The 24,560-nt window shown below is 44.5% G+C and carries 20 protein-coding genes; 5 read left to right on the top strand and 15 right to left on the bottom strand.

The window, feature by feature from the left end:
• Nucleotides 1–295 precede the first annotated feature (295 nt).
• The 7 genes from CFE23_RS15070 to CFE23_RS15040 all read right to left on the bottom strand — a co-directional run bounded on the left by CFE23_RS15070 (nucleotide 296) and on the right by CFE23_RS15040 (nucleotide 6,799).
• Nucleotides 296–676, bottom strand: coding sequence for a helix-turn-helix domain-containing protein (locus tag CFE23_RS15070; RefSeq protein WP_291089764.1), 381 nt, complete (start codon nucleotides 674–676; stop codon nucleotides 296–298).
• Nucleotides 677–748: 72 nt separating this feature from the next.
• The gene (locus CFE23_RS15065; protein WP_291089761.1) at nucleotides 749–1,258 is read right to left on the bottom strand and encodes a hypothetical protein; all 510 of its coding nucleotides are present in this window, start codon (nucleotides 1,256–1,258) and stop codon (nucleotides 749–751) included.
• Between the two features lie 137 nt (nucleotides 1,259–1,395).
• Nucleotides 1,396–3,120, bottom strand: a complete 1,725-nt coding sequence (locus tag CFE23_RS15060; RefSeq protein WP_291089759.1) for a hypothetical protein — start codon at nucleotides 3,118–3,120, stop codon at nucleotides 1,396–1,398.
• Nucleotides 3,121–3,123: 3 nt separating this feature from the next.
• Nucleotides 3,124–3,927: a tail fiber domain-containing protein gene (locus tag CFE23_RS15055; protein ID WP_291089756.1), complete on the bottom strand. Its 804-nt coding sequence runs from the start codon at nucleotides 3,925–3,927 to the stop codon at nucleotides 3,124–3,126.
• 38 nt (nucleotides 3,928–3,965) lie between these two features.
• The gene (locus tag CFE23_RS15050) at nucleotides 3,966–4,958 is read right to left on the bottom strand and encodes a T9SS type A sorting domain-containing protein (RefSeq protein ID WP_291089753.1); all 993 of its coding nucleotides are present in this window, start codon (nucleotides 4,956–4,958) and stop codon (nucleotides 3,966–3,968) included.
• A gap of 92 nt (nucleotides 4,959–5,050) precedes the next feature.
• Nucleotides 5,051–5,893 (bottom strand): isoaspartyl peptidase/L-asparaginase, encoded by an 843-nt coding sequence (locus CFE23_RS15045; RefSeq protein ID WP_291089751.1) that lies wholly within the window; start codon nucleotides 5,891–5,893, stop codon nucleotides 5,051–5,053.
• 6 nt (nucleotides 5,894–5,899) lie between these two features.
• On the bottom strand, nucleotides 5,900–6,799 hold the full coding sequence (locus tag CFE23_RS15040) for a cyanophycinase (RefSeq protein WP_291089747.1): 900 nt from the start codon (nucleotides 6,797–6,799) through the stop codon (nucleotides 5,900–5,902).
• A 238-nt stretch (nucleotides 6,800–7,037) separates the two neighbouring features.
• Here CFE23_RS15040 and cphA point away from each other — a divergent pair, with 238 nt between their 5' ends.
• Nucleotides 7,038–9,662, top strand: coding sequence for a cyanophycin synthetase (cphA, locus tag CFE23_RS15035; protein WP_291089744.1), 2,625 nt, complete (start codon nucleotides 7,038–7,040; stop codon nucleotides 9,660–9,662).
• A gap of 89 nt (nucleotides 9,663–9,751) precedes the next feature.
• Nucleotides 9,752–11,884 (top strand): DPP IV N-terminal domain-containing protein, encoded by a 2,133-nt coding sequence (locus CFE23_RS15030; protein ID WP_291089741.1) that lies wholly within the window; start codon nucleotides 9,752–9,754, stop codon nucleotides 11,882–11,884.
• Nucleotides 11,885–11,925: 41 nt separating this feature from the next.
• Here the strand turns inward: CFE23_RS15030 and CFE23_RS15025 are convergent, their stop codons facing one another.
• Entirely contained in the window at nucleotides 11,926–12,558 is a 633-nt protein-coding gene (locus CFE23_RS15025; protein WP_291089738.1) for a class I SAM-dependent methyltransferase, read from the bottom strand.
• Nucleotides 12,551–13,840, bottom strand: coding sequence for an MFS transporter (locus tag CFE23_RS15020; RefSeq protein WP_291089735.1), 1,290 nt, complete (start codon nucleotides 13,838–13,840; stop codon nucleotides 12,551–12,553). Before CFE23_RS15020 ends, CFE23_RS15025 begins: the two co-directional genes overlap by 8 nt.
• A 327-nt stretch (nucleotides 13,841–14,167) precedes the next feature.
• Between CFE23_RS15020 and CFE23_RS15015 the strand changes: the two genes are divergently transcribed.
• Entirely contained in the window at nucleotides 14,168–14,743 is a 576-nt protein-coding gene (locus CFE23_RS15015; RefSeq protein ID WP_291089732.1) for a pentapeptide repeat-containing protein, read from the top strand.
• On the opposite strand, the gene CFE23_RS15010 is transcribed toward CFE23_RS15015, so the two are convergent.
• The 6 genes from CFE23_RS15010 to glyA all read right to left on the bottom strand — a co-directional run bounded on the left by CFE23_RS15010 (nucleotide 14,736) and on the right by glyA (nucleotide 22,116).
• On the bottom strand, nucleotides 14,736–15,233 hold the full coding sequence (locus CFE23_RS15010; RefSeq protein ID WP_291089729.1) for a GNAT family N-acetyltransferase: 498 nt from the start codon (nucleotides 15,231–15,233) through the stop codon (nucleotides 14,736–14,738). The genes CFE23_RS15015 and CFE23_RS15010 overlap by 8 nt on opposite strands.
• A 191-nt stretch (nucleotides 15,234–15,424) precedes the next feature.
• Nucleotides 15,425–16,018, bottom strand: coding sequence for a tRNA-(ms[2]io[6]A)-hydroxylase (locus tag CFE23_RS15005; protein WP_291089726.1), 594 nt, complete (start codon nucleotides 16,016–16,018; stop codon nucleotides 15,425–15,427).
• A gap of 120 nt (nucleotides 16,019–16,138) precedes the next feature.
• On the bottom strand, nucleotides 16,139–18,574 hold the full coding sequence (locus CFE23_RS15000; protein ID WP_291089723.1) for an outer membrane beta-barrel protein: 2,436 nt from the start codon (nucleotides 18,572–18,574) through the stop codon (nucleotides 16,139–16,141).
• Nucleotides 18,575–18,666: 92 nt separating this feature from the next.
• Complete coding sequence (locus CFE23_RS14995; RefSeq protein WP_291089721.1) at nucleotides 18,667–20,316, bottom strand: M56 family metallopeptidase; 1,650 nt, start codon at nucleotides 20,314–20,316, stop codon at nucleotides 18,667–18,669.
• 2 nt (nucleotides 20,317–20,318) lie between these two features.
• The gene (locus CFE23_RS14990; protein WP_291089718.1) at nucleotides 20,319–20,717 is read right to left on the bottom strand and encodes a BlaI/MecI/CopY family transcriptional regulator; all 399 of its coding nucleotides are present in this window, start codon (nucleotides 20,715–20,717) and stop codon (nucleotides 20,319–20,321) included.
• 124 nt (nucleotides 20,718–20,841) lie between these two features.
• Nucleotides 20,842–22,116 carry a serine hydroxymethyltransferase gene (gene glyA, locus CFE23_RS14985; protein ID WP_291089715.1) on the bottom strand — a complete coding sequence of 425 codons (1,275 nt, stop codon included), beginning with the start codon at nucleotides 22,114–22,116 and terminating at the stop codon, nucleotides 20,842–20,844.
• Between the two features lie 119 nt (nucleotides 22,117–22,235).
• On the opposite strand from glyA, the gene fahA reads away from it, so the two are divergent.
• Both fahA and CFE23_RS14975 read left to right on the top strand, forming a co-directional pair.
• On the top strand, nucleotides 22,236–23,519 hold the full coding sequence (gene fahA / locus CFE23_RS14980) for a fumarylacetoacetase (protein WP_291089710.1): 1,284 nt from the start codon (nucleotides 22,236–22,238) through the stop codon (nucleotides 23,517–23,519).
• A 162-nt stretch (nucleotides 23,520–23,681) separates the two neighbouring features.
• Nucleotides 23,682–24,560, top strand: an 879-nt coding sequence (locus CFE23_RS14975) for a hypothetical protein (protein ID WP_291089707.1), incomplete at its 3' end; no start/stop codon positions are given.

Raw genomic sequence — 24,560 nt, 5'->3', positions numbered from 1 at the left:
AAGACCCTGACGCTCGACCAGACGAACAACTTTTTCACCGCTGAAGTGAAGCCGAAAAAATACAACACGGCCATCATCGGTAAAAAAGAGAACCTCGATTTTGAAGCGCTCAAAAAGCTCGGAGACGTCGAAGAAGTGACACTCGAAGAAATATTTAATTACTAAGCAGTCAACCACCATATAAAAACCCGTTCCTTTGAGCGGGTTTTTTATTTTTATGGCGATGCCTCCGGCCCGCGCTCTCCGCGCTGCACGGCAGCTTGCTTCGATCGCTATCGCAGCGCCGTGGTGACGGTCATCCCTTGCTGATCCGGACGACTTCTCCCCGCTCCTTCGCTACGAGACGCCCCCAGCCTGCCAGCGCATCCAATACCGGAATCAACGTTTTCCCAAAATCAGTCAGCGAATACTCCACCCGAAGCGGCGGTTTCCCGGTATAGACCACCCGACGTACCACGCCATCTTCCTCGAGTTGCTTCAATTGCAGGCTCAGCGTCCGCTCCGTGACCACGGGCATCAGCTTCCGCAACTCGTTATAACGCCGTGTTTGTTCTTTTAAGTGAAACAAGATCACCATTTTCCATTTCCCACCAATGTACCCCATCGTGATGCTCGTCGCACACGGATACAGTTTCTCGTTAATCCGGTACCACTCATTGTCATTATCCGTTCCCATAATTTAAATCCCATCCTTTTGAATGATTGTTGCAAAAATAACGCTACGGCACTACATAGGCAACTATAATCTTTATAGTAAATGAAACAATTGTATCGTTCGACGAAATGCACCGGTCGGTATGGGCTTGCTGGCCGACAGCGGTGGTGTGGCAGCCCCGCGCTGTAAGGCCAATATCTGACGGATCATTATACCGCACATCGGGATTTGAAGAAGATTTTCAGGATACTCCAAAGAAAAACAGTTGGGAAGCAGTTTCCCGGCGGTGGGAAGCGTTTTCCATGCCCTGATGAATGCTTCCGTGTCCCTGATGAATGCTTCCGTGTCCCTGATGAATGCTTCCGTGTCCCTGATGAATGCTTCCGTGTCCCTGATTAATGCTTCCGTGTCCCTGACGGATGCTTCCGTGTCCCAGTTGAGTGCTTCCGTGTCCCTGTTGAGTGCTTCCGGGTGCCGGATGAATGCTTCCGCCAGCCGGAGGGTTGCTTTCGCGAACCTGGCCGGGGCAACAGCGCGATTGGCCCATTCAGGACACCGCCCGCAGACACCGTTCGTAATGTTTCTAACTAATTCAACGATCAATGAAATTATCGCCGCATCCAGCACCAATGCGCCGGCTTAAAACCTTTTAGCGCGCTACGAGACAGGAATCCCTAAAATACGTTAAAGCAATAAGGTATTGATGCTTCCAATTTGATTGTGGTGAAACCATCAACCGATCACAACTGTATTGGAACCTGAGAGATTATTAATTGGTATAACGCGTCCTTTTCAACAGGAAGCTGAAGGAAAACCGTCCCATAAACGATGGAAACAGGATAATTGGAATACACAGCATCCGTTACGGGAAGACTAGCTGACTCCGCATTGGTATTAGCGATCTTCTTAATTGTGATGTAGCAAGTGGTTGACGAGCCTACAATAGCGCTTATGTTATTCAACGTAAAATCAAAAACACCGGCAGCAGGGGCTGGCGTATTTTCTTCACCGAAACTGTAGTAGCCGAATAATACCTGACCGACCGAAATTTGAGGATGATTTGCGCTCGCTGCGAATGCCGGAACATTTTTACTTGACAGGACCGCGCTGTCCTCATTAGCCTTTACAGTGCTAACACGGCCAGCAACCCCATCAGCATAATATTTATACAACCAATAAGCAGCTGTTGGCTCGTGCGTATTATGCACAAATAAGTGATTGAAGGTATCTGAATCGCAAGCATTACAACAATGTGCAGGCGTACCAGGTTCCTCCCAACACGCCTTTGCCGCGCTTGCTACTCCTGCCCTTTCCAAAGCGTCCAGATAACTGGCTCCGGCGGCGGGATTAGTACGATACCGATAATTCACAATTTCATTAATCTCAATAGTTTCTATCTTCAGTTTGCTATAGGCTGGATTATTCATGAAGTTTGTCCTGATATAATCAACATGGCCTTTAATAGAACTTATGGGAATGTAAGGTATTTTGGTACGGTCACCTAAATGATCTCCAAATGCATAATCGATTTCATGCCACGTAACCACATTCACTTCAAGATCATTCAAAAGGCAATAGTCAAAGAACTCTTTTAAATACTGCGCGTTGAAAGTACCAATGCTTGGGCCTGCAACCTTTGCAGAGGCGCCCAGTTTATCATATACCCGATGATAAAATACTTTGTAGGTTTCAAAAAATTCCTCCTTTTTCTTTGGCGCCCAATACGAAACATCGTTTTCTAACGATAAATGGCGATTTTCCGTCTTGGTGACTTCAACATCGCCCGGAGTCCAAAATTTGTAGAAGTTGGGTTCGTTCCAGCATTCCCAAACGATGTTTGGACGCGGCAACCCGTTATTATATCCCCAATCGAGTAATAAATCCAAGTTATCGAGATATGCTGACGGTGGAGTTAACGCAGGCGCAATATAATTGTGTGATGATCTTTGATAGTGGTCCCCAGCACACATGTGCACCTTCACCCCGTCATTTATGGCATTAGAAGCGTGATATTTGATTGTATCCCATTGCCTCATCAATCCCGGTTTCAAAGGAGCAGTAACCGCTACCGTCGGAAAGGTTGGGTAATTCGTAAGGCCCTGTAGAAAACCTGACAACGTTTTTGTTGTTATAGCATTAGAAAAATCCACGGCAACATCATCAATTATATTGCTGCCCGTAACATTAGCTGCTGAACCTAGAAATTTGATTTCATTATTGCCTCTCAAGATAATTTCACCGTTCCCGTAAAACGTAATTTCTTTAGTGTAGACGGTAGGAATGTTCTGTACGACCGTCACGCCATTGTCAATCACCGTCACATCTGTGGCAGCATTATTGTAAAAAAGATTCCCGTACCAGGTATTGTAACCATTCCAATACCCACTTGCTATTGCCTCATTGGTATGCTGCGCGTTTACAACAAGGGAGACGAAAAGCATTGTTGATAATATTAACTTTTTCATAGCCTATTTTCTTGCATCTAACCTGGCCTTCAAAGCCTCAACTTCCTTTCTAAGGGTGTCATTTTCCACTTTAAGTTCCTTAATTGATTCTACCAAAGCGGGAATAAGTTTGGTATAATCAATTGACTTAGATTTCATTTCATCACTGGCAGTAAATACTACTTCCGGATAAACCTGCTCTACCTCCTGCGCTATGAGCCCCATATCCTTGCCTTTATTGAATTCTCTGTCTGGAAATTCAGACTGGCGCCATTCGTAATTGTATCCATTCAGGGAACATATCTTGGACAACGAATTTTTAAGCAACACAATATTCTTTTTAAAACGTTTATCGGATGGACCTCTAACGGAATTAGCTGCTATGCTCCCGTTCACTTGGAATTTGCTGTCAAATGCAATTCCTCCCGTTCCAATACCAACATTCCCGTTAGGATAGATAATTAGGCGGTCAGCATTTGCCGTTCCATCCCATATAAAGAAAGCCCCTACATAAGGGTTGGAAGGCTGTAATCCTCCCTGGCTGTTTAAAAAATAAGAATGCGCGTTAGCTGTACCATTTCTTAGCGCCAATATCGTTTTAGTATCATTGCTGAAAATATCAAGATTTGAACCTGGGGTAACCGTCCCAATTCCCACACGTCCATTTCCATCAAAAACAAATGTCCCCGGATAATCTCCTGTCGAAGCTGTACCATTTATTTGAAAAATTGCTCCAGAAGCTATTGAATTTGGAAAAACACCTAACTTAAGTTGTGAATAGGTAGTGATTGCGGTAAAAAGTAACAGTGATAAGGCTATTTTTTTCATATCGTTTCGGTTTATTAAAAAAGAAAAGTTTTTATGGGCTATTTTATAATCAATTTAGCATCGTTAATCAATTGGGTCCCGTCCAGTAGTACTAGTTGTAAAATATATGTTCCCGCGGCGAGTTTTTGTAAATCTATTGAGATTTCGCTGCTATCTTTATCCAAACTAACAGTTTCTTCGAGGATGAGTTGTCCGGAGATGGCAAACAAAAAAACGTTTGCCGGAGCACTTTGTTCGCGCCGGTATCTTATCTTAACGATACCATTGTTGACAGGATTGGGAAAGATTTCAAAGGTGTCCTTGCTTTTCTCTATTTCCGGTCTATTCCCCTGCATCCTGAAAGTGGTTCCCGTCGACACGGTTCCTATTCCAAGTGCATTAATTCCGGGAGGCACTACACCACTAAGCACGCCCGCATTTAAGCCTGAAGTACCCAGATTAATCCAACTGATTCCATTCCACCCTACCAATCTCAGTTTTGTAACATCGGCGTTCCCATAAGCTGATGGTGGAGGTTTCACACTTACATTTACATTTCCCGAAGTATAACTGGCAATCCAATCCCATTGCCCGAATATACTCACAGCTGTAATCGGCGTTGTGAAAGCCGTAACGGTATGTGATCCACCGGCCAAGCCAGAAGGGTCACCGCTGAGCCACGCCGTAGCGATACTATGATTTATTATTTCACCTGTTGTGCCGACAAACGCCTTGAAAGACTCCGACCCGACAGGGTAAACATGCGAGGTATTTCCCGAAGTCGCGTAATGCCTTACGTATCCGTCAACCCATGAATTGGGCGAGCTGATGACCTGAATCGCAGTACCATTGTTTATGAATTTTCCAGCACCATAATTTGTATACTTACCTGCTGTTGAAGACCTGGTCGTGGTGAGCTTCTTTCCGGGTAAAATAGTAGACAAATCAATATTGCCATAATTCCAAAAATTCGAATTATCAAAAAGATAATCCTGAGCGTCAACATGATAAAAAAAACTGAGGGAAAATAATAGTGAGTAAAAATATTTCATAGGCTGGAAGATCGCGCTGGGGCGGCATTTTTTTCTTTTTCAAATATAAAAAAAATTCTCAATTTGAAATTATTCCAGAATGCTTTTTTTAACTATTGGAAAAAGCGTAAGTTTTCGCCGTCAAAACTGGCAAAAACCATGCTGGGATGCGAATCCTGGTGGTACATGTTCCCGTTATGGTCAATGGCGATGGCTCCGGCAAATCCATCATGTAGTGCCAACTCTGCAAAGGTCTTATCAAACGCGTCTTTCAGGGAAAAACCGTCGGTCACCCGCGTCACAATCTTGGCTGCAGTGGCATTCCCGACAATGTCTTCGCCGACACCGGTCAATGAGACGCCGCAATGGGGATTGGCATAGTTGCCGGCCACGGTCGCCGAGTCAGAAATGCGGCCTACGATTTCGAATCCTTTGCCGCCTGTAGACGTTGCGGCTGCAATTTTCCCTTCTTTATCGAGGGCAACACAACCCACAGTACCTGTTCCGGTTGCTTTCAATTTGGCTTCATATTCCTGTCGCCTTTGCGGTATTTCAGTAGAAAAATAGTCAAATCCATGGCTACGGGCAAACGCCGTAGCACCCTCGCCACCCAAAACCTTATCGTCGTAAGACTGCAGCACGGCCGCTACCTGAATGGGGTTTTTCACATCCTGGATGTTGATGACACCGCTCATTTTCTGGGTTGAGCCATCAATCAGCGCGGCACTCATGCGGATTTGTCCGTCACTTTGAATTTGCGAACCGATCCCTGCATTGAACAATGCGTCGTCTTCGAGCAGGCTGACGGCATAGACCACGGCTTCTACCGCAGTGTGTGTTTCGAGAAAATCATAGGCCTGTTTTGCGATGCGGGAAAGCGCCTGCTGTTTCGCAATTTTGGTTTCGGAATTCGTTGAGGATTCAGAGAAGAACCCTCCGTGTATGATTATTTTCATTGGCGTTTAGTCGTCAGACAGGAAACTTAATTTTTCAGCATATTGGGAGGACTGAATGTGCATCTTATACGTTTTCAGGTCAAACGTGTCGTATTTGCTCATGACATGCGTCACGAGATGGTTGATCGAAATCGGCTGTCCGAGTTCCACCTGGGTTAAGTTTGTATCTTTAATTTCACGTCCATCCACAAGGATGACAAGTCCGGATCCAATGGCTTCCATTTCGGAATTGTTCTTAATGAGCAAACCGGTATCCTCTCCAAGGCCGATTCCCAGCACCTTCGGATTGCCTACGACAGCCTGGAACAACCGCCCGATTCGGCCACGTTGCACAAAATGGGTGTCAATGATCACACCGTCAATCAAGCCTAGTCCGCTGGTAATTTTCACTTCACCCTTAAGCAATGCTTCAGAGCTGCTGCCCTGATAGATCATGTTATTCGACGCGGCGGCGGCTCCTGCAGACGTACCTGCATATATAAAGTCTTCGTTATAATACTTTTCGAGCAAAAGATCGTGGAAAGGGGTTCCACCTAAAATAGAAGTCAGCCGCAACTGGTCTCCGCCGGTAAACATGACCACATCGGCATTGCGAAGCCGCTCGAGATACTCAGGCTGTGTGGCCATTTCCCGCTTATCGAGATGCAATACGTCTACGTTCTTTGCACCGAGATAGTTGAGTGCCTTAACATATTCCGGCCCGATTTCACGCGGGATCTTTGACGCAGTGGTAATGACTTCAATTCTGGAATCGGATTTATGTTTCGATTCATTGAGAATTCTCTTTAAAATGCCGGTCTCAAAAAAGTTCAGGTTATTGGCTGCATTTTTGTCCAGGTCCGTTTCTGTAAAACTTCCTTTGTCCACTGCACCCCCAATGATGATTAGTTTTCCTCGTATGTTCATTTTGTAAAAATAACCAAAAACTTAAAATTCACAATTTTGGCCCTGTTTATTTTTACTTTTTTTATGAACCTGAAATATATTCCACATTTAGTAGATTAAATTTTGATTAGTTCGCCAAAAAAATTATTTTAGTTGCCATTATATTATTACTTTTTTAACTAAAACCATACATTTTATCTTAGTCCAAAAACAGGTGTATGCCCGTTTCAAATTAAACAAAAACAAACCGACCGATTTTATGAAAATACTTAAAGTGCAGGCACTTCGCGGACCTAACATCTGGAGTGTGCAAAGAAAAAAACTGATCCAGATGCGGCTCGATCTGGAAGAAATGGAGCAATTTCCAACCAATAAAATCGAAGGTTTCAGAGAACGCATTGAAGCACTGCTTCCGACGATGATTGAGCACCGCTGTTCCGAGGGGACCCGTGGCGGCTTTTTCGCCCGCATCGAGCGCGGTACCTGGATGGGACACGTGATCGAGCACATCGCCCTGGAAATACAGACGCTCGCCGGAATGGAAACCGGTTTCGGAAGAACCCGTGAAACCAAAACCCCTGGGATTTACAATGTCGTTTTCAGTTACACCGAAGAAAATGTAGGACTCTTTGCTGCAGAATCAGCAGTGAACATTGCAGAAGCGCTCATTGCCGGAAACGATTATGATCTGGAAGCCGACATACAGCGCATGCGTGAAATTCGGGAACGGGTACGTCTTGGCCCCAGTACCGGGAGTATTGTGGAAGAGGCCGTCGCACGTGACATTCCGTGGATCCGCCTTGGTACCAATTCCCTGGTACAACTCGGCTACGGTGTAAACCAAATGCGCTTCCAGGCAACCATTACGCAGAAAACGAGTAACATTGCCGTCGACATCGCCTGTAATAAGGAAGAAACCAAACGCATGTTGGAATTGGCTTCCATCCCTGTAGCCAGCGGAAGCATTTGCGTTGACGATGAAGACCTCGAAAATACGATCAAAAAAATCGGATATCCCATTGTGATCAAGCCTTTGGATGGAAACCATGGAAAAGGCGCTTCTATTAATGTAACCAACTTTGAAGATGCAAAGGCCGGGCTGGTCTATGCACAGAAATACAGCCGCCGGGTTATCGTTGAAAAATTCATTACGGGATTTGATTTCCGGGTTTTGGTGATTGACAATAAACTTGTCGCAGCCGCAAAACGGGTGCCGGCACATGTTATAGGCAATGGCAAGGATACCATCCAACACCTGATTGACACGACAAACCTGGATCCAAGACGCGGATACGGCCATGAAAATGTGCTGACGCAAATCGACGTTGATCGGGATACTTTGGATTTATTGGAAAAGTTACAGTATACGCTGGAAACCGTTCCGAAAAATGGCGAAATCGTCTATTTAAAATCCACTGCAAATCTGAGTACCGGCGGTACTTCGGTTGACGTCACCGACATGATGCACCCGGAGAACATCTTCCTTGCAGAAAGGATTTCGCGTGTCATCGGTCTCGACATTTGCGGCGTCGACATCATGGCGGAAAACCTAACGCAGCCGCTGAAGGAAAACGGAGGCTGTATCCTTGAAGTGAACGCAGCACCCGGATTCCGCATGCACCTGGCACCCTCAGAGGGGCTACCCAGAAACGTCGCTGCGCCGGTAATTGATATGCTGTATCCTCCCGGCAAACCGAGTCGCATTCCTATTATTGCGGTTACGGGAACCAATGGCAAAACGACCACAACGCGTCTGCTCGCACACATGGTCAAAAACAACGGTTATAAGGTTGGATTTACGACCTCCGACGGGATATACATCCAAAACCATATGATGGAGAAAGGGGACACTACAGGACCCATCAGCGCAGAATATGTGCTAAAAGACCCCACTGTGGAGTTCGCGGTACTGGAAACGGCACGAGGCGGTATTTTACGCTCCGGGCTTGGTTTCAGCCGTTGCGATATTGCGATTATTACAAACATCCAGGAAGACCACCTGGGATTGAGCGACATCCATACCCTGGACGACTTGGCGCGGGTAAAAAGTACCGTTGTAAAAAGCGTCAAAAAAGAAGGATGGGCGATCCTGAACGCTGAGGACGAGCAGTGCATAAAAATTGCGTCGGAACTGAGCTGCAACGTCGCCTGGTTCAGTATGGATGAGGAAAACGAACTCGTGAAGAAATGCAGCAAGGAAGGAAAAATTGTGGCAGTCTACGAGAACGGATTCATCACCATTAAAAAAGGAGAGTGGAAAATACGGGTAGAACGGGCCACTCACGTCCCACTTACCCTGGGCGGTAAAGCAAAATTCATGATTGCCAATGCCCTGGCCGCCACGTTAGCAGGTTATCTTTATGGATTTAAAACGGAGGACATCAGTATTTCGTTGCAGACTTTTATTCCTAGTGTGGCTCAGACTCCGGGAAGGATGAATATTTTTGAATTTAAGAAATTTAAAGTGCTGATCGATTTCGCGCACAATGCTTCCGGATATAAAGGTGTTGAAGACTACCTTTCCAGCGTCGAAGCCAATAAAAAAATTGGAATTATCGCGGGTGTTGGCGACAGGAGAGATGAAGACATCAGGGAATGTGCAAAAATCGCGGCAAGGATGTTTGACCATATCATTATTCGCCAGGAAAAGCACTTGCGGGGACGAAGCGAAGAAGAAATCATCAACCTGATTATGGAAGGTATTTCAGAATCCGGAAGAAACATCACGTATGAAATCATCAATAAAGAGACTGACGCAATTAAACATGCGATGAATATCGCCGAAGAAGGCACGTTCATCACGGCTTTGAGCGATGTGATTACAAATGCCATCGATATCGTACAGGAATATCTGGATAAGGAAAATGAGGACGGAACCGTCTAAAACGCCTTTGATTCTTCAAAATTAATGTAACAAAGGGTAGAGATAGCAGACCAATCGCCGTCTCTATCCTTTTTAATTAAACAAAATTTATGAATAAAATTTCTATTGCGGCGATAAGCTTCTTTCTCGTTACGCTGGGTTTCGCGCAGACCAAAAAAATTACACTCGAAGACGGCGTCCTTGGCCAGAACAGGCAATTCCGCGCAGACAAACTGCTGGGATTTCAATGGATTCCAAATTCCGATCAATATGTTTACTTTGAAGACAGTGCCCGGAAATTAATGACCGCAAACAGCAAAAATGCACAGGGATCAGAGTTCATTTCGCTAGCCGAAATGAATAAAACCCTGGCAACCAACCTCAAGACCTTTGCAGGTATCACATTCAAAAACGCAAACACGCTGCTCATTACCGAAGGCAGCAAATACTACGAATACGATTTTAAAACAAAAAGCGGTAGAAAAGTTTTGGAATCTCCGGAAGGTGCTGAAAACGCAACCTTTGACAACAGCAAAACTGCGATCGCCTTTACAGAAAAAAACAACCTGTATATCTTAGACAAAGCCGGTAAGAAAATCACCGTAACCAATGAGTCTGACGAAGACATTGTTTCCGGGCAGTTTTTTGCAAGAAACGAATTCGGAATCGACGGTGGAATTTTTTGGTCTCCAAAATCCAATTTGCTCGCTTTTTACCAAAAAGACCAAAATGATGTTGCTGATTATCCACTGCTTGACATTAACGAAACACCGGGCAAGCTCGTCAGCATTAAATATCCGATGATCGGTCAGAAAAGTGAGAAACCACGGGTGGGAATTTACAATTTATCTACAGGCAAAACGGTTTTTATTACCCCTGAAGGAAACAACGATGACTACCTCACCAACCTTTCCTGGACACCTGATGAAAAATATGTAATTATCGCAGCGCTAAATCGCGGGCAAAACGACATGCATCTCAATTTGTACGATGCTGCTTCCGGCACTTTCATAAGGACTTTACTGGAAGAAAAAAACGACAATTGGGTAGAGCCGGAACATCCGGCATTTTTCCCTGATTCCAGGTCAAATAACTTTATCTGGATGAGCGAGAAAGACGGCTTTAACAACTTGTACTATTACTCTATTGAAGGCAAGTTGATTAGACAGCTGACGCAGAATAAATTCGTTACCCGCGAGATTATCGGAACAAACCATGTCGGTAATGAAGTATATTTTTACGCTACAGGACCGAATCCTACGAACATGCTGGCTTACAAAGTGGACCTAAAAGGAAAGCAAACGTTGCTGACCAAAGAGGAAGGCGTCCACACGGTCGCCGTAAGCAGCGACGACAATTGGATTTTCGACGAATTTTCCAATCATTCAACCCCATCGAAGTCCTTGTTGTATGATAAATCAGGCAAAGCGAAAATTCTGCTGACCAGCACAAATAAGTATGACGGATATGTTATGGGTACTGCTGAAATTAAAACAATTAAAGCGGCCGACGGCACAACAGATCTTTACACCCGCCTGATCAAGCCGAGTAATTTCGATCCCAATAAAAAGTATCCGGTGATGGTCTACGTCTATGGTGGTCCACATGCACAAATGATCACGAATTCCTTTCTCGACGGCGCGAATTTGTGGATGTACTGGATGGCGGAGCAAGGATACCTTGTGTTTACGGTGGATAACCGGGGGTCTGAAAACCGCGGTTTCGAATTTGAAAAAGTGATTCACGGAAGATTGGGTGTCAATGAGATGGAAGACCAGTTAAAAGGTGTCGAATACCTCAAATCACTTCCGTATGTCGACGGAAACAGGCTTGCAGTGCATGGCTGGAGTTTCGGCGGTTTTATGACCACATCGTTGATGTTGAGAAAACCTGATGCCTTTAAAGTAGGTGTCGCCGGTGGACCGGTTACCGACTGGAAATATTACGAAGTGATGTACGGCGAACGCTACATGGACACCCCAGCCGAAAACCAAAAAGGTTTCGATGAAGCAAGTACCCTGAATTATGTAAACCAATTGAAAGGCAAGTTATTGTTGATTCACGGTACCAGCGATGACGTGGTGGTGATGCAGCAAAATTTAGCCCTGATAAAAAAATTCGTTGAGGCGGGCAAGCAGATGGATTTCTTTGCGTATCCGATGCATAAACACAATGTTTTGGGTAAAGACCGCGTGCATTTAATGACGAAGGTCCTGAATTATATTATCGATAATAATAAATAAAACCAGTTGAGAATTGATAAAAGCCTGCCTAAAAGCGGGCTTTATTTTTTTGCTATAATGACAATATCGGTGGTCGTGGTTCCATCCGGATTTGGAAAATCGATTCTTTGCGTGTCAAAAACAAGCAATCCGTTTTGCTCCAGCATTTCGATGATATCTTCCGCCAGATAAAAGTGCTGAAAAATCCCATTCTGCCCATCTGAGGACATTTGCAATTTTGACTCACTATAATCCCTTTCCATCGTGCTCACATAAAAAACGCCACCGTCATTCAACATCATTGCAGCGTCGGACACAAACCCAAAAGCCTGTTCCTTTGAAAGATAGGGAAAGATAAAACCACAAATGATTCCGTCATATTTTGTGTTCAGATTTTTAATTTGAAGACAATCCATGACATGAAATTCGGCGTCAGGAACATTGACTTTAGCCAAAGTGATCATATTTGGCGCAAGGTCGATTCCTGTAATTCGAAAATCAGGACGGACTTTTAATAAGTATCGTGAAATATTTCCCGGACCACAGGCCACGTCAAGGATTTTTGCGTTGTCATTTTCTACGCTTCCGCAGAAAATATCCAGCGTAGCATCATACAAATCCAAATCCATATACTTTTCCTGATAGCTTTTTGCGTATTTGTTGAAAACCGCAGCCGCTTTATTGGTATCATTCATGTTCCTGCTTTTTTTCGTCAAAAGTAAATTTACGCAATTGCGGTGCGCTAAACAAGGTGTAGCCCACGACACCCAGCGTTAGGCAGCCTCCAATGACCACCGCGCGCACGGCACCGAAAAAATGCGCCATAACGCCACTTTCAAAATCACCAAGTTCATTTGAAGAACTTACAAACATGGTGTTTACCGCAGAAACCCTGCCACGCATATGGTCGGGTGTCACCAGTTGCAGTATCGTACCGCGGATGACAACGCTCACGGCATCAAACATCCCAGAAAAAAGCAGCATGCAGAACGACAGTATGAAATTGGTCGAAATCCCAAATACAATGATGCTGATGGCAAATCCAGCCACGCATATAAACAACTTCCGGCCCGGTTGCTTTTTAAGGGGAATCAAGGCCAGTAATCCTAAGGTGATGATCGCCCCAATTCCGGGCGCTGCACGCAGTAAGCCGAAACCCATCTCGTTGACATGCAAAATTTCCTTCTGGTACACTGGAAGTAACGCCACCGCGCCGCCAAATAATACTGAAAACATATCCAGTGTCAAAGCAGAAAGCAATACCGGCGTGTTCCAGACAAACCGCAAGCCTTCGGTCACACTTTTCATAACCCGTTCCTTTTCCTTCCTGATGATCGGTTTGGCCGCAATGGAAAACAACGGTACCAACAATAAAAACTCAAGCGCCACTACAATGGAAAGGCTCGATAAAATACAAAGCGAAGCAATCGCAAATCCTGCTGCCAATGGCCCCAATACGGAGCCGACCTGCCACGCCATGCTGCTCCATCCGGTGGCGTTTGGATAGTCAGCACGGGGTACGACCAATCCGAAAAGTGAAAACATCGAGGGACTATAAAATGACCTCAACGCCCCGCCTAAAAACACAAAAAAATAAATCAGGTGGAGCATCCAGGAAGCACCGAGATGCTGTGCAGTCATGGGAACTGCAAGCAGCAATAGGCATATACCCGTGATAATATACCCTGCCAGGCAAATCGTGATCATTTTGCGCTTTTCGTTCAGATCGACAAAATGCCCTGAAAAAAAGGAACAACAAATCGCTGGAATGACCTCAGCCAATCCGACAAAACCCAATGACAATTTATCATTAGTCATCTGGTAAACCCAAAAATAAATGGTGGTGGACTGCATATTCAGTGCGAAGATCACACCGAGCCTTAAGGTCAGATACGACCGGAATTCACGGATTTTTAATGACGGATTTTTGCTGATGAAACCCTTTCGGGGTATCGGCGTGGGCGTTTCAGTTTGCATGACACAAATTTAGGAGTTTCCGCGAAAAGGCTTTCTTATTTAGCATGCTTAAAAAAACACAATTAATAAACTATTATGGCTCACTCAAGTTTTAACAAAATGTACGTATTTGACGTAATGTAATGTAGTGTTTTTTCGTAGGGACAGCACTCTCCCCTTCCCTGAAGGTAAAATACAATTTTTCCCAAACATACCGTTACGTGAAAAGCATACATTTTCTTAAAATTCTAGGTAAAATAAACTGGTAATGCTTTAGGACAATCCATAATATTTCAAATTCGTTTTGTATGACAATCCGAATGCTGTAGCTTTACACAAAATCCTGACGTGCCATTCATCCAATACATTTTTGAAGCCAGTTTTAACGGAATTACCTATACAAAAAACAGCGCCGATTTCACCGATTTCGAGCGTTGTATTTTTAACCACTGTGATTTCAGCGCCTCCGCTTTTGTAGGTGTGACTTTTATCGACTGCATTTTTAATGATTGCAACTTTGACCAGGCCCAGATTAATTATGTAGCGCTCCGAACGGCACATTTTAACCGATGCAGTTTTCGTGAGGTAAATTTTGCCATGGCAGACAAACTGATTTTTGACATCCGATTTAATGATTGCATATTGGATTTTGCCAAGTTTTATACATTGAAAATGAAAGGCACTTCTTTTTCCGGTTGCAGCCTCATCGCTGTAGATTTTATGGCTGCCGATCTTACCGGCGCTGCATTTCCGAATTGCGATCTGTATCGGGCCGAATTTGACAAAGCCACCGCCAATAAATGTGATTTTAGCCTAAGCCGAAACTATACCATTGATCCCGCGCGCACCAAACTCAGTAAAGCTGTATTTTCAAAATCCGGACTAAAAGGATTGTTGGCAAGACACCAGATCGTCGTTACCTGATTTTTTTCTCCATCATATAGTCCTCCATGAGGTAGCCGTTCCCGATGGCGACATCTTCACTACCGACGTTTTCAAAGCCGAGTTTTTCATAAAATCCCTTTGCCGGATTGAATCGGTTTACGTTTAGCGAGAGCTTCTCTGATTGATTTTCTTCTGCCAGTTGTGCTGCCTTATCAATAAGCAATTTGCCTACACCTTTGCCCTGCGATTCCGGAAGCATGTAAATTTTATGGATTCTTGTGACCGGATTTCCTTTATAATTGTGTTCGATACCCAGGAAACCAAGCACCGTATCGTCATCTTTCGCGAAATAAAAATGATGACCGTTTTTAACGTTTTCATTCAGCATCTCTAACGAATAGAATAGCGCGATCATATAGTCCAGCTGTGCCTTCGACAGGATCCTGCCATAAGCCACTGGCCATGTCTCATTGACAATATATTGGATAATGTTGAATTCGTTGGCTTGCGCTTCAGTAATATGGATCATGTGGTGTTTAGGTTTTGGGCATGACCCGGAGGGTCGGGCTGTCCGCTATATCTCTTTTATTCATCACGCGCACTGCAATCAAAACGACTTTCCAATAATAAAAAATGATGCCGCTGCCCCCGAAGCTTCGGGGCCTCAAGCAGTCCGTCGTCAATCAAATCGTAATTCCAGTTGAATGTTTCGGAAATCGTTTAGCCATGAATTGATTCGGATTTCCCATATTTAGCAATCACCGAAGCTTCAAAATCCAGCCATTCCCGCCAGCGTTGCTCGACATCGATGCCATGACCATATTTTCGGGCATAAGTGATAAAAGTAGTGTAATGCCCCGCTTCACTTTCCATCAATTCACGATAAAAAGCCGACAATTCCTCGTCCTGGATATTTTCGGAAAGCACTTTAAACCGTTCGCAGCTTCTGGCTTCGATCATGGCAGAAAACAATAATCTTTCTACCAAACCGGAAACCCTGCTTCCGGTATTGCTTCGTTTCATGTACTGTGCCAGTTCACCCACATAATCGTCCTTGCGTTCCCTTCCCAGTTTCAGGCCACGCTTCTTGATGATTTCATGCACCATATCAAAATGCTCGAGCTCTTCTTTGGCCAACGCCAGCATGTCGGTTACCATATCCGGGAATTCCGAATTGATGGTAATCAGCGTAATGGCGTTCGAAGCAGCCTTTTGCTCACACCAGGCGTGGTCGGTCAGGATTTCTGAAATGTTCTTTTCGACGATATTGACCCAACGAGGGTCTGTGGGAAGCTGTAATCTGAAGGTTGACATGCTGATTTTTTTATCGTGCAAATTTACTAAAAAGTTTATGAGTTCAGAAGTTAGGAAGACCGGAAGTAAGGTACCATTTACAACTTCCGAGCTTCCGAACTCCCGAACTCCCAATCTTCTCTACCCTTTCACCCTACTCTGCTCACTGTCTGCACCCGTACGCTCCTGGCTTTTCGGCTGAAACATCTTTCCAAAAGCATATGTAAATGTCAACGCAACAAAACGGCTGTCAGGCTTGTTCCTCCAGCTCGCGTCGGTAAGTTCAAGGTTGTTGATCACCCCATTGGTGATGCTCATGTAAAAAATATCATTGGCTGCAAGCCTCAGCGTTCCCTGGTCCTTTAGTATTTTTTTCTGGATCCCGACATTGACGCTTCCGCGTGGCCCGATCGTGAATTGGGACGAGGTAACTTCAGACCCGTAGCGCCCGCTCAGTTCAGCCGACCAGCTTTTGCTTATTGTAAAGCGGTTATTTGACGAGAAAAAGAAAAACGTTCCTTTGGAGTTCAGGCCTTCGGTATACAGCTCACTTTTATATCGGTTGTAAGTCAGCTCAGAATACAGGCTTGTCGAAAACCATTTCGCCAACTCAAAATCCGATTGCACATTCAGGCTCAAATACTGGCTCTTTCCAATATTTCCGGGACGGCTGTAATAGATTTCGTCTTTAATCTCAATGGTCTCGTTGATTTCATCTTTCGACTCCCCATAGCTCAATGTCGTACTGAAAACGCCTTTATAACGGTAGGACAATTCCACATTGTGTGCAAATGAAGGATTCAGGTACGGATTTCCGGAATAAAAAGTGAATTTATCCAACGGGCTCAAAAAGGGGTTCAGGTCCTGGTAATAAGGACGGTTGATCCGCTTCCCGTAGGAGGTCACCAATTGGTTGTTGCCGATGGAGTCAAGCTTATACATCAAATAAACAGTCGGAAACAGGTTGGTATATGACCTTGTAAAACGCGAAGCGGAATTCGCGGTACCATTGCCCAATTGGTTGCCTTTTGATACAGTATTTTCCAGCCTGAGGCCTGCCTGAAACGAAAACCGCTTAAAGCTTTTGTTGAAATTGGCATACCCCGCATGAATCACTTCATCATATTTAAAATGGTTGCTGTTGCTTAAATTAGGGATTGATACCCCTCCAATGATATCAGCATAATCGGCAATGTTGTCGGTTTTCGAGTAACTCACTTTGTATCCGGTTTCGAATACAGCTTCGTTTTTGAACGGATGCGAATAATCCGTCTTAAAGGCATAAATCGAAATCTTCGAGGGCAGTTTTCCGGTAGATTGGTCACTGCTGCTGAGACTTCCGTCTGGCTGGTAAATATAATTTCTGTACAGTTGATCGGTTTTGTCGGAATAAGTCAGGAAATCAGCATCGGCGGTAAGCTTTCTACCTTGATTTAAGTCGCGGCTGTAATTAAACGTAATGCCGCCATTCCTGAACTTCTTTTTTTCGAGATTGTCTGCAATAATGGTCGAATCGATTACGGAAGTGGCATTTTTGAGAACGCTTCGTACGTCTGATGCGTTATTCCCCGAAGTAGAGAATCCGCTGAGACTCATCCCAAGAGTCGTTTTGTCTGACACATAATAATCAATCCCAGCCCGGATGTTTGCGGAACCGTTCTTTCCTGTAAGTATCGAATTCTGGTCAAATAAAGTCTTGGTACTTTCATTCGGGTTCTTATACCGCCTGAAGATGAACAAGTCTGTAACGCTTTCACTCGCAGAAAAACCGGCACTTCCATACAAACGGATTTTTCCGTCGGTGTAATTCAGGTTCAGGCTATTCTGATTTCGGGCGCGCTTTCCAAGAGATACCCGTGACGTTGCGCTGCCGTTAAATCCTTTCGTCTTGCTCTTTTTGGTCTTGATGTTAATAACCCCGGCGCTGCCTGCAGCTTCATATTTTGCAGGAGGGTTGGTCATAAATTCGATTTGGCTAAGTGTTGAGGCTGGCAGTGACTTCAGGTAGGCTTCCAGTTCTGCACCTGAAAGATAAGTGGGTTTGTCGTCAATAAATACGGACACACCTGTTTTCCCCTTAAACGTGATGACACCGTTTTGGTCAATGGAAATTCCGGGGGATTTCTCCAGCACATCCATCGCATCAGCGCCCGCTGCCGAAATCATCGCATCTACATTGACAACCGTCCGGTCAATCTTATTTTCAACAAAAGATTTCTTTTTCACAATCACTACTTCATCCAGCTTTTTGTCGGCTGAAGAAGATATTTGAATCACAGGTATGACCACAGCCTGCTGGTTTACTGAAATGGGTTCGCTTTGAAATGACTGAAAGCCATCGGCATCAATAGAAATGAGGTATTGATCGGCAGCTAAATTATTAAAAACAAAAGTACCGTCCGGTTCTGAAAAAGTGGTTTTTTGCAACGTTTTATCCATTGCTGAAAGCAGGGAAATGAGTACCGCATCGACAGGCTGGTTTTCAGTAGTGCTGATTTTTCCACTAATGCTTCCAGTCTGTGCAGCCAGTATTGTAGAAAATAACAGGCATATCGCGGCGTGTATGAGGTTTCTCATAATGTTCGTTTTTTGATTGCCTTAGTTCATAAGAAATCAGGCAGAGATGATTGATTGATAGTGATGATTGAAACTCCGGCTATCCGGCTGGGCTATATGTTGCCCGCATATTCATAATTGTAACATATCGCGCTGATTTTTGGTTTAAAATACTTCTTTTTAAGTTTGGCGTGAACTGTCGCACATTGCTTTTGCCCATTAACAATGAGATTGCTGTCCGAAAGCCTAAATGACAGACCATTGGTATCGCTGATGATATGCTCAGTGATTAAATCTGAAATTATATTGTTGGTAAGATGGTCGACATTCATATCGTCGGGGAGGTCTTCTCCGGTAATACCGGTTCTTAAAGTGGCATGCCAGCGTTTTTTTGGATTGTCTGAGTCATAACTGGTCACTTCACTGTCCAACGTGTGCGCTGTGCTGGTTTTTGAATTGACGGTGTGTGTTGTAACACTGGTGGTTTTCGAAATATTGACAGGTCCGGGTGTTGCGGCTGGTTCAGGTGTGCAAACCGATGCCGTTTGCACTGTCGGATATCCATAATTATTTCCGGCAACAGGGATGGCATGGTTCTCCAGCTCCCTTTGAAGTTCTTCCGCACCTAATGGTTCAGTATTCTCCTTTTTTAATGTTGCTGAAGAAACAACGACCGGTGTTCGCGGATCCTGGACGTCCATATCTGTGGCTGTTGCAGTTCTATTGTGGATATTCGGTTGTGGAACCTTACTGCGGCGACCCCCGAGCTGAAAATCTGCCGATGCAATAATCAACACCGTAAACAGGGTAAGGCCCACCGAAAGAAAGGTTTTCTCTGCAGAATTTAATGATTTGTTATCGTCATAAATAATCCGTTTCACACGTTGCAACAGTTGATTTTTCTTTCCGGCGAAAGCGACGGCCAGTATCTGGTTACGGTATGCTTCAAACGAAATCAGGGCGTGTATAAAATCAGTTTTGTTGCCTATGGTGTCAAGCGCAATATCGTCACAGCAGTGTTCTCTTTCATCTTTGATTAGTGACGAAAGCCACAAAAGCGACGGGTTAAAGAAAAAGAGGGTCTCCGCGACATGCTGCAATAAATTAATGATGTAATCCTTCCTTCTGATGTGGGCGAGCTCATGCAACAGAATGGCTTCTATTTGGTCCTGTGGCAAACTTGAAAGCAGGCCAACCGGAAGCAGGATAATGGGTTTAAAGTAACCCGTCACACAGGGAATCTTTATCAATGCCGATTCAAGCAACACAACCGGCCTGCTCACCTTGATTTGTGATGCCAAGGCTGCCACCTTATCTGTCCAATATGCGGAAGGCAAAAAAGTACTGTAATTCCGGATCCTGTATATTTTCGCAAACGCATTAAAAATACCAAGCAACTTAAATACAGCAATTACCATCCAAAAGACGGCTATGGTATTGGCATTTTGGTTGAGGAAATTAATGAACACCGATAAGTCACCAACCGTTTCAGTATTAAAATTAGCGTTAATCGTTCTCGAAACCAGCGGAAGATGAATAACACCAGCTTCCGACCCCGGAGTGAATTCGTAATAGAATGTCAATGCTACGGTAATCAAAAAAACAACAAATAGCGCAGACAGCAGGTTGTAGCGCAATGAGGAGGTAGATCTTTTTGTCATCAGGACAATCAGTCCCGAAAAACCTGCAAGCAGGATGCCCTGCCAAAGCGAGTGGATCAGCGTCCACGAAATTGCCTGTTCCAAAGTGTCGTTTACTATCATCGCTATTTCCTGTTTTCAAGTTTATCCAGCATGGCCCTGATCTCGTCTAATTCTTTCGCGGACGTTTTGTTGTTTCCAAGCAATTGCATCATCAGGCTTGAACTTGAACCATTGTACATATTATCTACAAATTTCTCCAGCAGGAAACCCTTCGTCTTTTTTTCTTCGATAGCGGCACTGTAAATGTGCTTCATATTCGATTTATCTGTTGTAAGCATCTCCTTCTCTGCCATAATCTGCATCAGTTTTAAAGTTGATGTATATTGAACCGCACGCTTCTGCTCGTTTAAGGTGTCATTCACAAACCTTACAGTAGAGGGGCCAAATTGCCACAATACCTGTAAAATTTCCAATTCTGATTTTGTAGGTTCTGCCTGCATGTTTTCGTTAATTTTCATCATTGTGTTTTTCAAAGGTAAGAAATATTTCGTACGAAAAAATTATTACGATTATTTTTTTCAACAACACCAAAAAAATAAAAACCCACGACTGGCGTGGGTTTTTGAATATATAGGGATGCATCGTTTAGAACACAAACATCGCGCGTTCGCTCATCATGCTATTGACTTGCTCGCCAACCTCGGCAATGATCTCTTCATTAGTATGGTTAGAAAGTACCCTGTCGATCATTTCAACGACAGCCTCCATATCTGATTCCACCAATCCTCTTGTGGTAATCGCCGGCGTTCCAATACGTATTCCTGAAGTCGTGAAAGGCGATTTGTCATCAAAAGGCACCATATTCTTGTTTACCGTAATTTCAGCCTTAACCAAAGCATTTTCTGCTTCTTTTCCGGTAATTCCCTTGTTTCTCAAGTCAATCAACATCATATGATTGTCTGTTCCGCCTGATATCAGGTTGTAATCCCGCTTCATGAAGGCGTCTGCCATGGCTTTCGCATTTTTCTGGACCTGCATCGAATAACGGAAGAACTCATCAGTCAATGCTTCACCGAACGCCACCGCTTTGGCAGCAATAATGTGCATCAAAGGCCCACCCTGATTTCCGGGAAAAACGGCCATGTCAAGCAGATTTGACATCATCTTAATTTCACCCTTTGGCGTTGTGAATCCCCATGGGTTCTCGAAATCCTTACCCATTAAAATCATCCCACCGCGGGGTCCGCGTAAAGTTTTATGCGTGGTAGTCGTAACAATATGACAATGCGGAATCGGGTCATTCATCAAGCCTTTCGCAATCAATCCGGCGGGATGGGAAATATCAGCAAGAAGTAAAGCCCCTACACTATCGGCTATTTTGCGGAAACGCTCAAAATCCATGTCACGGCAATAAGCAGACGCACCTGCGATGATCATCTTTGGATTTTCACGTGTGGCAATCTCCTGAATCTTATCATAATCAAAGCGTCCGGTTTCCTGCTCCACTCCGTAAAAAACGGGCTGGTATAGTTTTCCTGAAAAGTTTACAGGAGAACCATGGGTTAGGTGACCGCCATGGGACAAATCGAACCCAAGGATCTTATCACCGGGTTGAAGACAAGCGGAATATACTGCGGTATTTGCCTGTGAACCGGAGTGCGGCTGCACATTCGCATACTCAGCTCCGAATAAAGCTTTAGCACGGTCAATAGCAATTTGCTCTACAATATCAACGACTTCACAGCCGCCATAGTAGCGCTTTCCGGGGTAACCCTCAGCGTATTTATTAGTCAGGCAGGAACCCGCCGCTTCCATGACCTGGTCGCTTACAAAGTTCTCTGACGCGATAAGTTCAATTCCGTGTATCTGCCTGTCCTGTTCATCAAGAATCAGGTCGAAAATTTCCTGGTCGTGCTGCATGGTATAAGATTTGTTAAAAACGGTTCAAAATTACGAAAAATCGTTTGTTAAATTCACATATAATAATATATTTGATAACTGAATTTTTCAACAAACAAACTACCCTAAAATATTCGCTAATGCCTATAACCGCAAACAATCCAAACCGAAAGTCGTGGTTGGACGTACCGCCGGAAAGTGATTTCCCGATACAAAACATCCCTTTCGGTGTTTTTCTTACAAAAGACGACGTCATTACCATAGGCACCAGGATCGGTGATTATGCTATTGACCTTGGGGCTTTACAGCAATTAAACTATTTTGAAGGCATTGAACTCACCGATGACATGTTTATGCAGGATACCCTGAACGACTTCATCTCTGATGGCAAAAAAACCTGGCGTCTTGTACGAAACCGCATTGCGGAATTGTTTGATGTAAAGAACAACAAACTGAAAGACAACAAAGAACACCGCGAAACAGTCGTCTTTAACATCGAGGACGTAGAGATGCAGCTTCCGGTGCTCATCGGCGATTACACCGATTTTTATTCGAGTAAAGAGCATGCCACCAATGTGGGAAAAATGTTCCGTGATCCGGAGAATGCATTGTTGCCAAACTGGCTTCACATTCCGGTCGGCTACCACGGCAGGAGTTCATCCATTGTACCATCGGGGATTCCGGTGCACCGCCCGATGGGGCAAACGGTTCCATTAGGTGAGTCTACACCAGTTTTCGGACCTTCACGTTCTATTGATTTTGAACTCGAAACAGCTTTCATTACCACTGATGCCAATATCATGGGTGAAAACATCCCGGTGCATGAAGCTGAAGACTATATTTTCGGGATGGTGTTGCTGAATGACTGGAGCGCGCGTGACATACAGCGTTGGGAATACGTACCGCTCGGACCATTCCTGGCCAAAAACTTTGCGACATCAATTTCTCCCTGGATTGTAACGATGGATGCCTTGGAACCTTTTCGTACGAAAGGGCCAAAACAGGACCCGACGCCGCTTCCCTACCTGCAACAAAAAGGAAAACATGCTTTCGATATTAACCTTGAAGTCGAAATCGAACCTGAGAATGGCGAACCAACTATTGTAAGCCAATCCAATTTTAAATATATGTATTGGTCGATGAGCCAGCAATTGGCGCACCATACCTCAAACGGCTGCCGCGTCAATTCAGGTGACATGATGGGCTCCGGAACCATTTCAGGTCCAACACCGGAAAGTTTTGGCTCAATGCTGGAATTGACGTGGGGTGGTAAAAACCCGATTACAATGAAAGACGGAACGGAGCGTAAATTCATCAATGACAATGACTCCGTGCGATTTAAAGGCTGGTGCCAAAATAAGGAAGTCCGCATTGGATTTGGCGAAGTGTGCAGTAAATTGTTGCCGCCTTTCGTCCGAAGCTGAATAAACAGGAGGCCTGTATTCGCTCCTGAACGCAGGCTTCAATTTTAGGGTTTTCCCTAGCCCGGATGGCAGCGGCATCCTTTTTCTTTCTTCTTTAGAAAGAAAAAGATATAGCGGACAGCCGGAACGAGCTCCTGAAAAACAAAAAAACCAAAAACAAACATGAGAAAAATTACCTTCCTATTTTCTTTTTTCATCCTGGTTTCCTGTGGGGTGAAAGAAACTGAGAGCATGCTTTCGTCCGGCGACTACGATGGGGCAATTGACAATGCCGCCAATGCATTGCGGACCAATAAAAATAAAAAAGGCAAACAGCCATACATTTACATGCTTGAGGAAGCCTACGCCAAAGCGCAGGAACGTGACCTGAGGCAAATTGACCTGTTGATCAAAGACGCCAACCCAAGAAATCTGGAACAGGTTTTTACAACTTATCATAAGCTGAACGACCGCCAGGAGAAAATCAGGCCATTGTTGCCTTTGCGCATGATGAAGGACAACCGCGAGGCAAAATTTCTGTTCCAGGACTATTCTGAGCAGATTGTAAACAGCAAAAATGCGCTTTCAAAATACCTGTATGACAATACCAAAGCGTTGCTCGCGACGAAAGAAAAATCAAATTTCAGACGCGCTTACGACGATTTGTTGTACCTCGAGCAAATCAATCCAGGTTACAAGGACGTGCAAAAGCTGACGAAAGAAGCATTATTTAAAGGAACGGATTTTGTGAGCGTTTCGCTGCGGAATGAAACCAACATGGTGATCCCAGCGCAGCTCGAAGCCGATTTGCTCGATTTCAGCACCTACGGCCTTAACGAAAAGTGGGTGGCTTACCACAGCAACAAGCAGAAAGGGATTGATTATGATTACGGTATTGTGCTCAATTTTCGCCAGATCAACATTTCGCCAGAGCAGGTCAAGGAAAAAGAGTTTGAAAAGGAAAAGCTGGTGAAAGTGGGCTTGAAAAAATTACTGGACTCGCGAGGGCATGCGGTGAAAGACAGCCTTGGTAAAGATGTGATGGTGGACGATATGCGTACG

It is taken from the genome of Flavobacterium sp. BFFFF1 (assembly GCF_002256285.1).
Lineage (GTDB): Bacteria > Bacteroidota > Bacteroidia > Flavobacteriales > Flavobacteriaceae > Flavobacterium.
The sequence above is the reverse complement of the archived record's forward strand: the minus strand, read 5'-3'. Positions and strand labels throughout refer to the sequence as shown.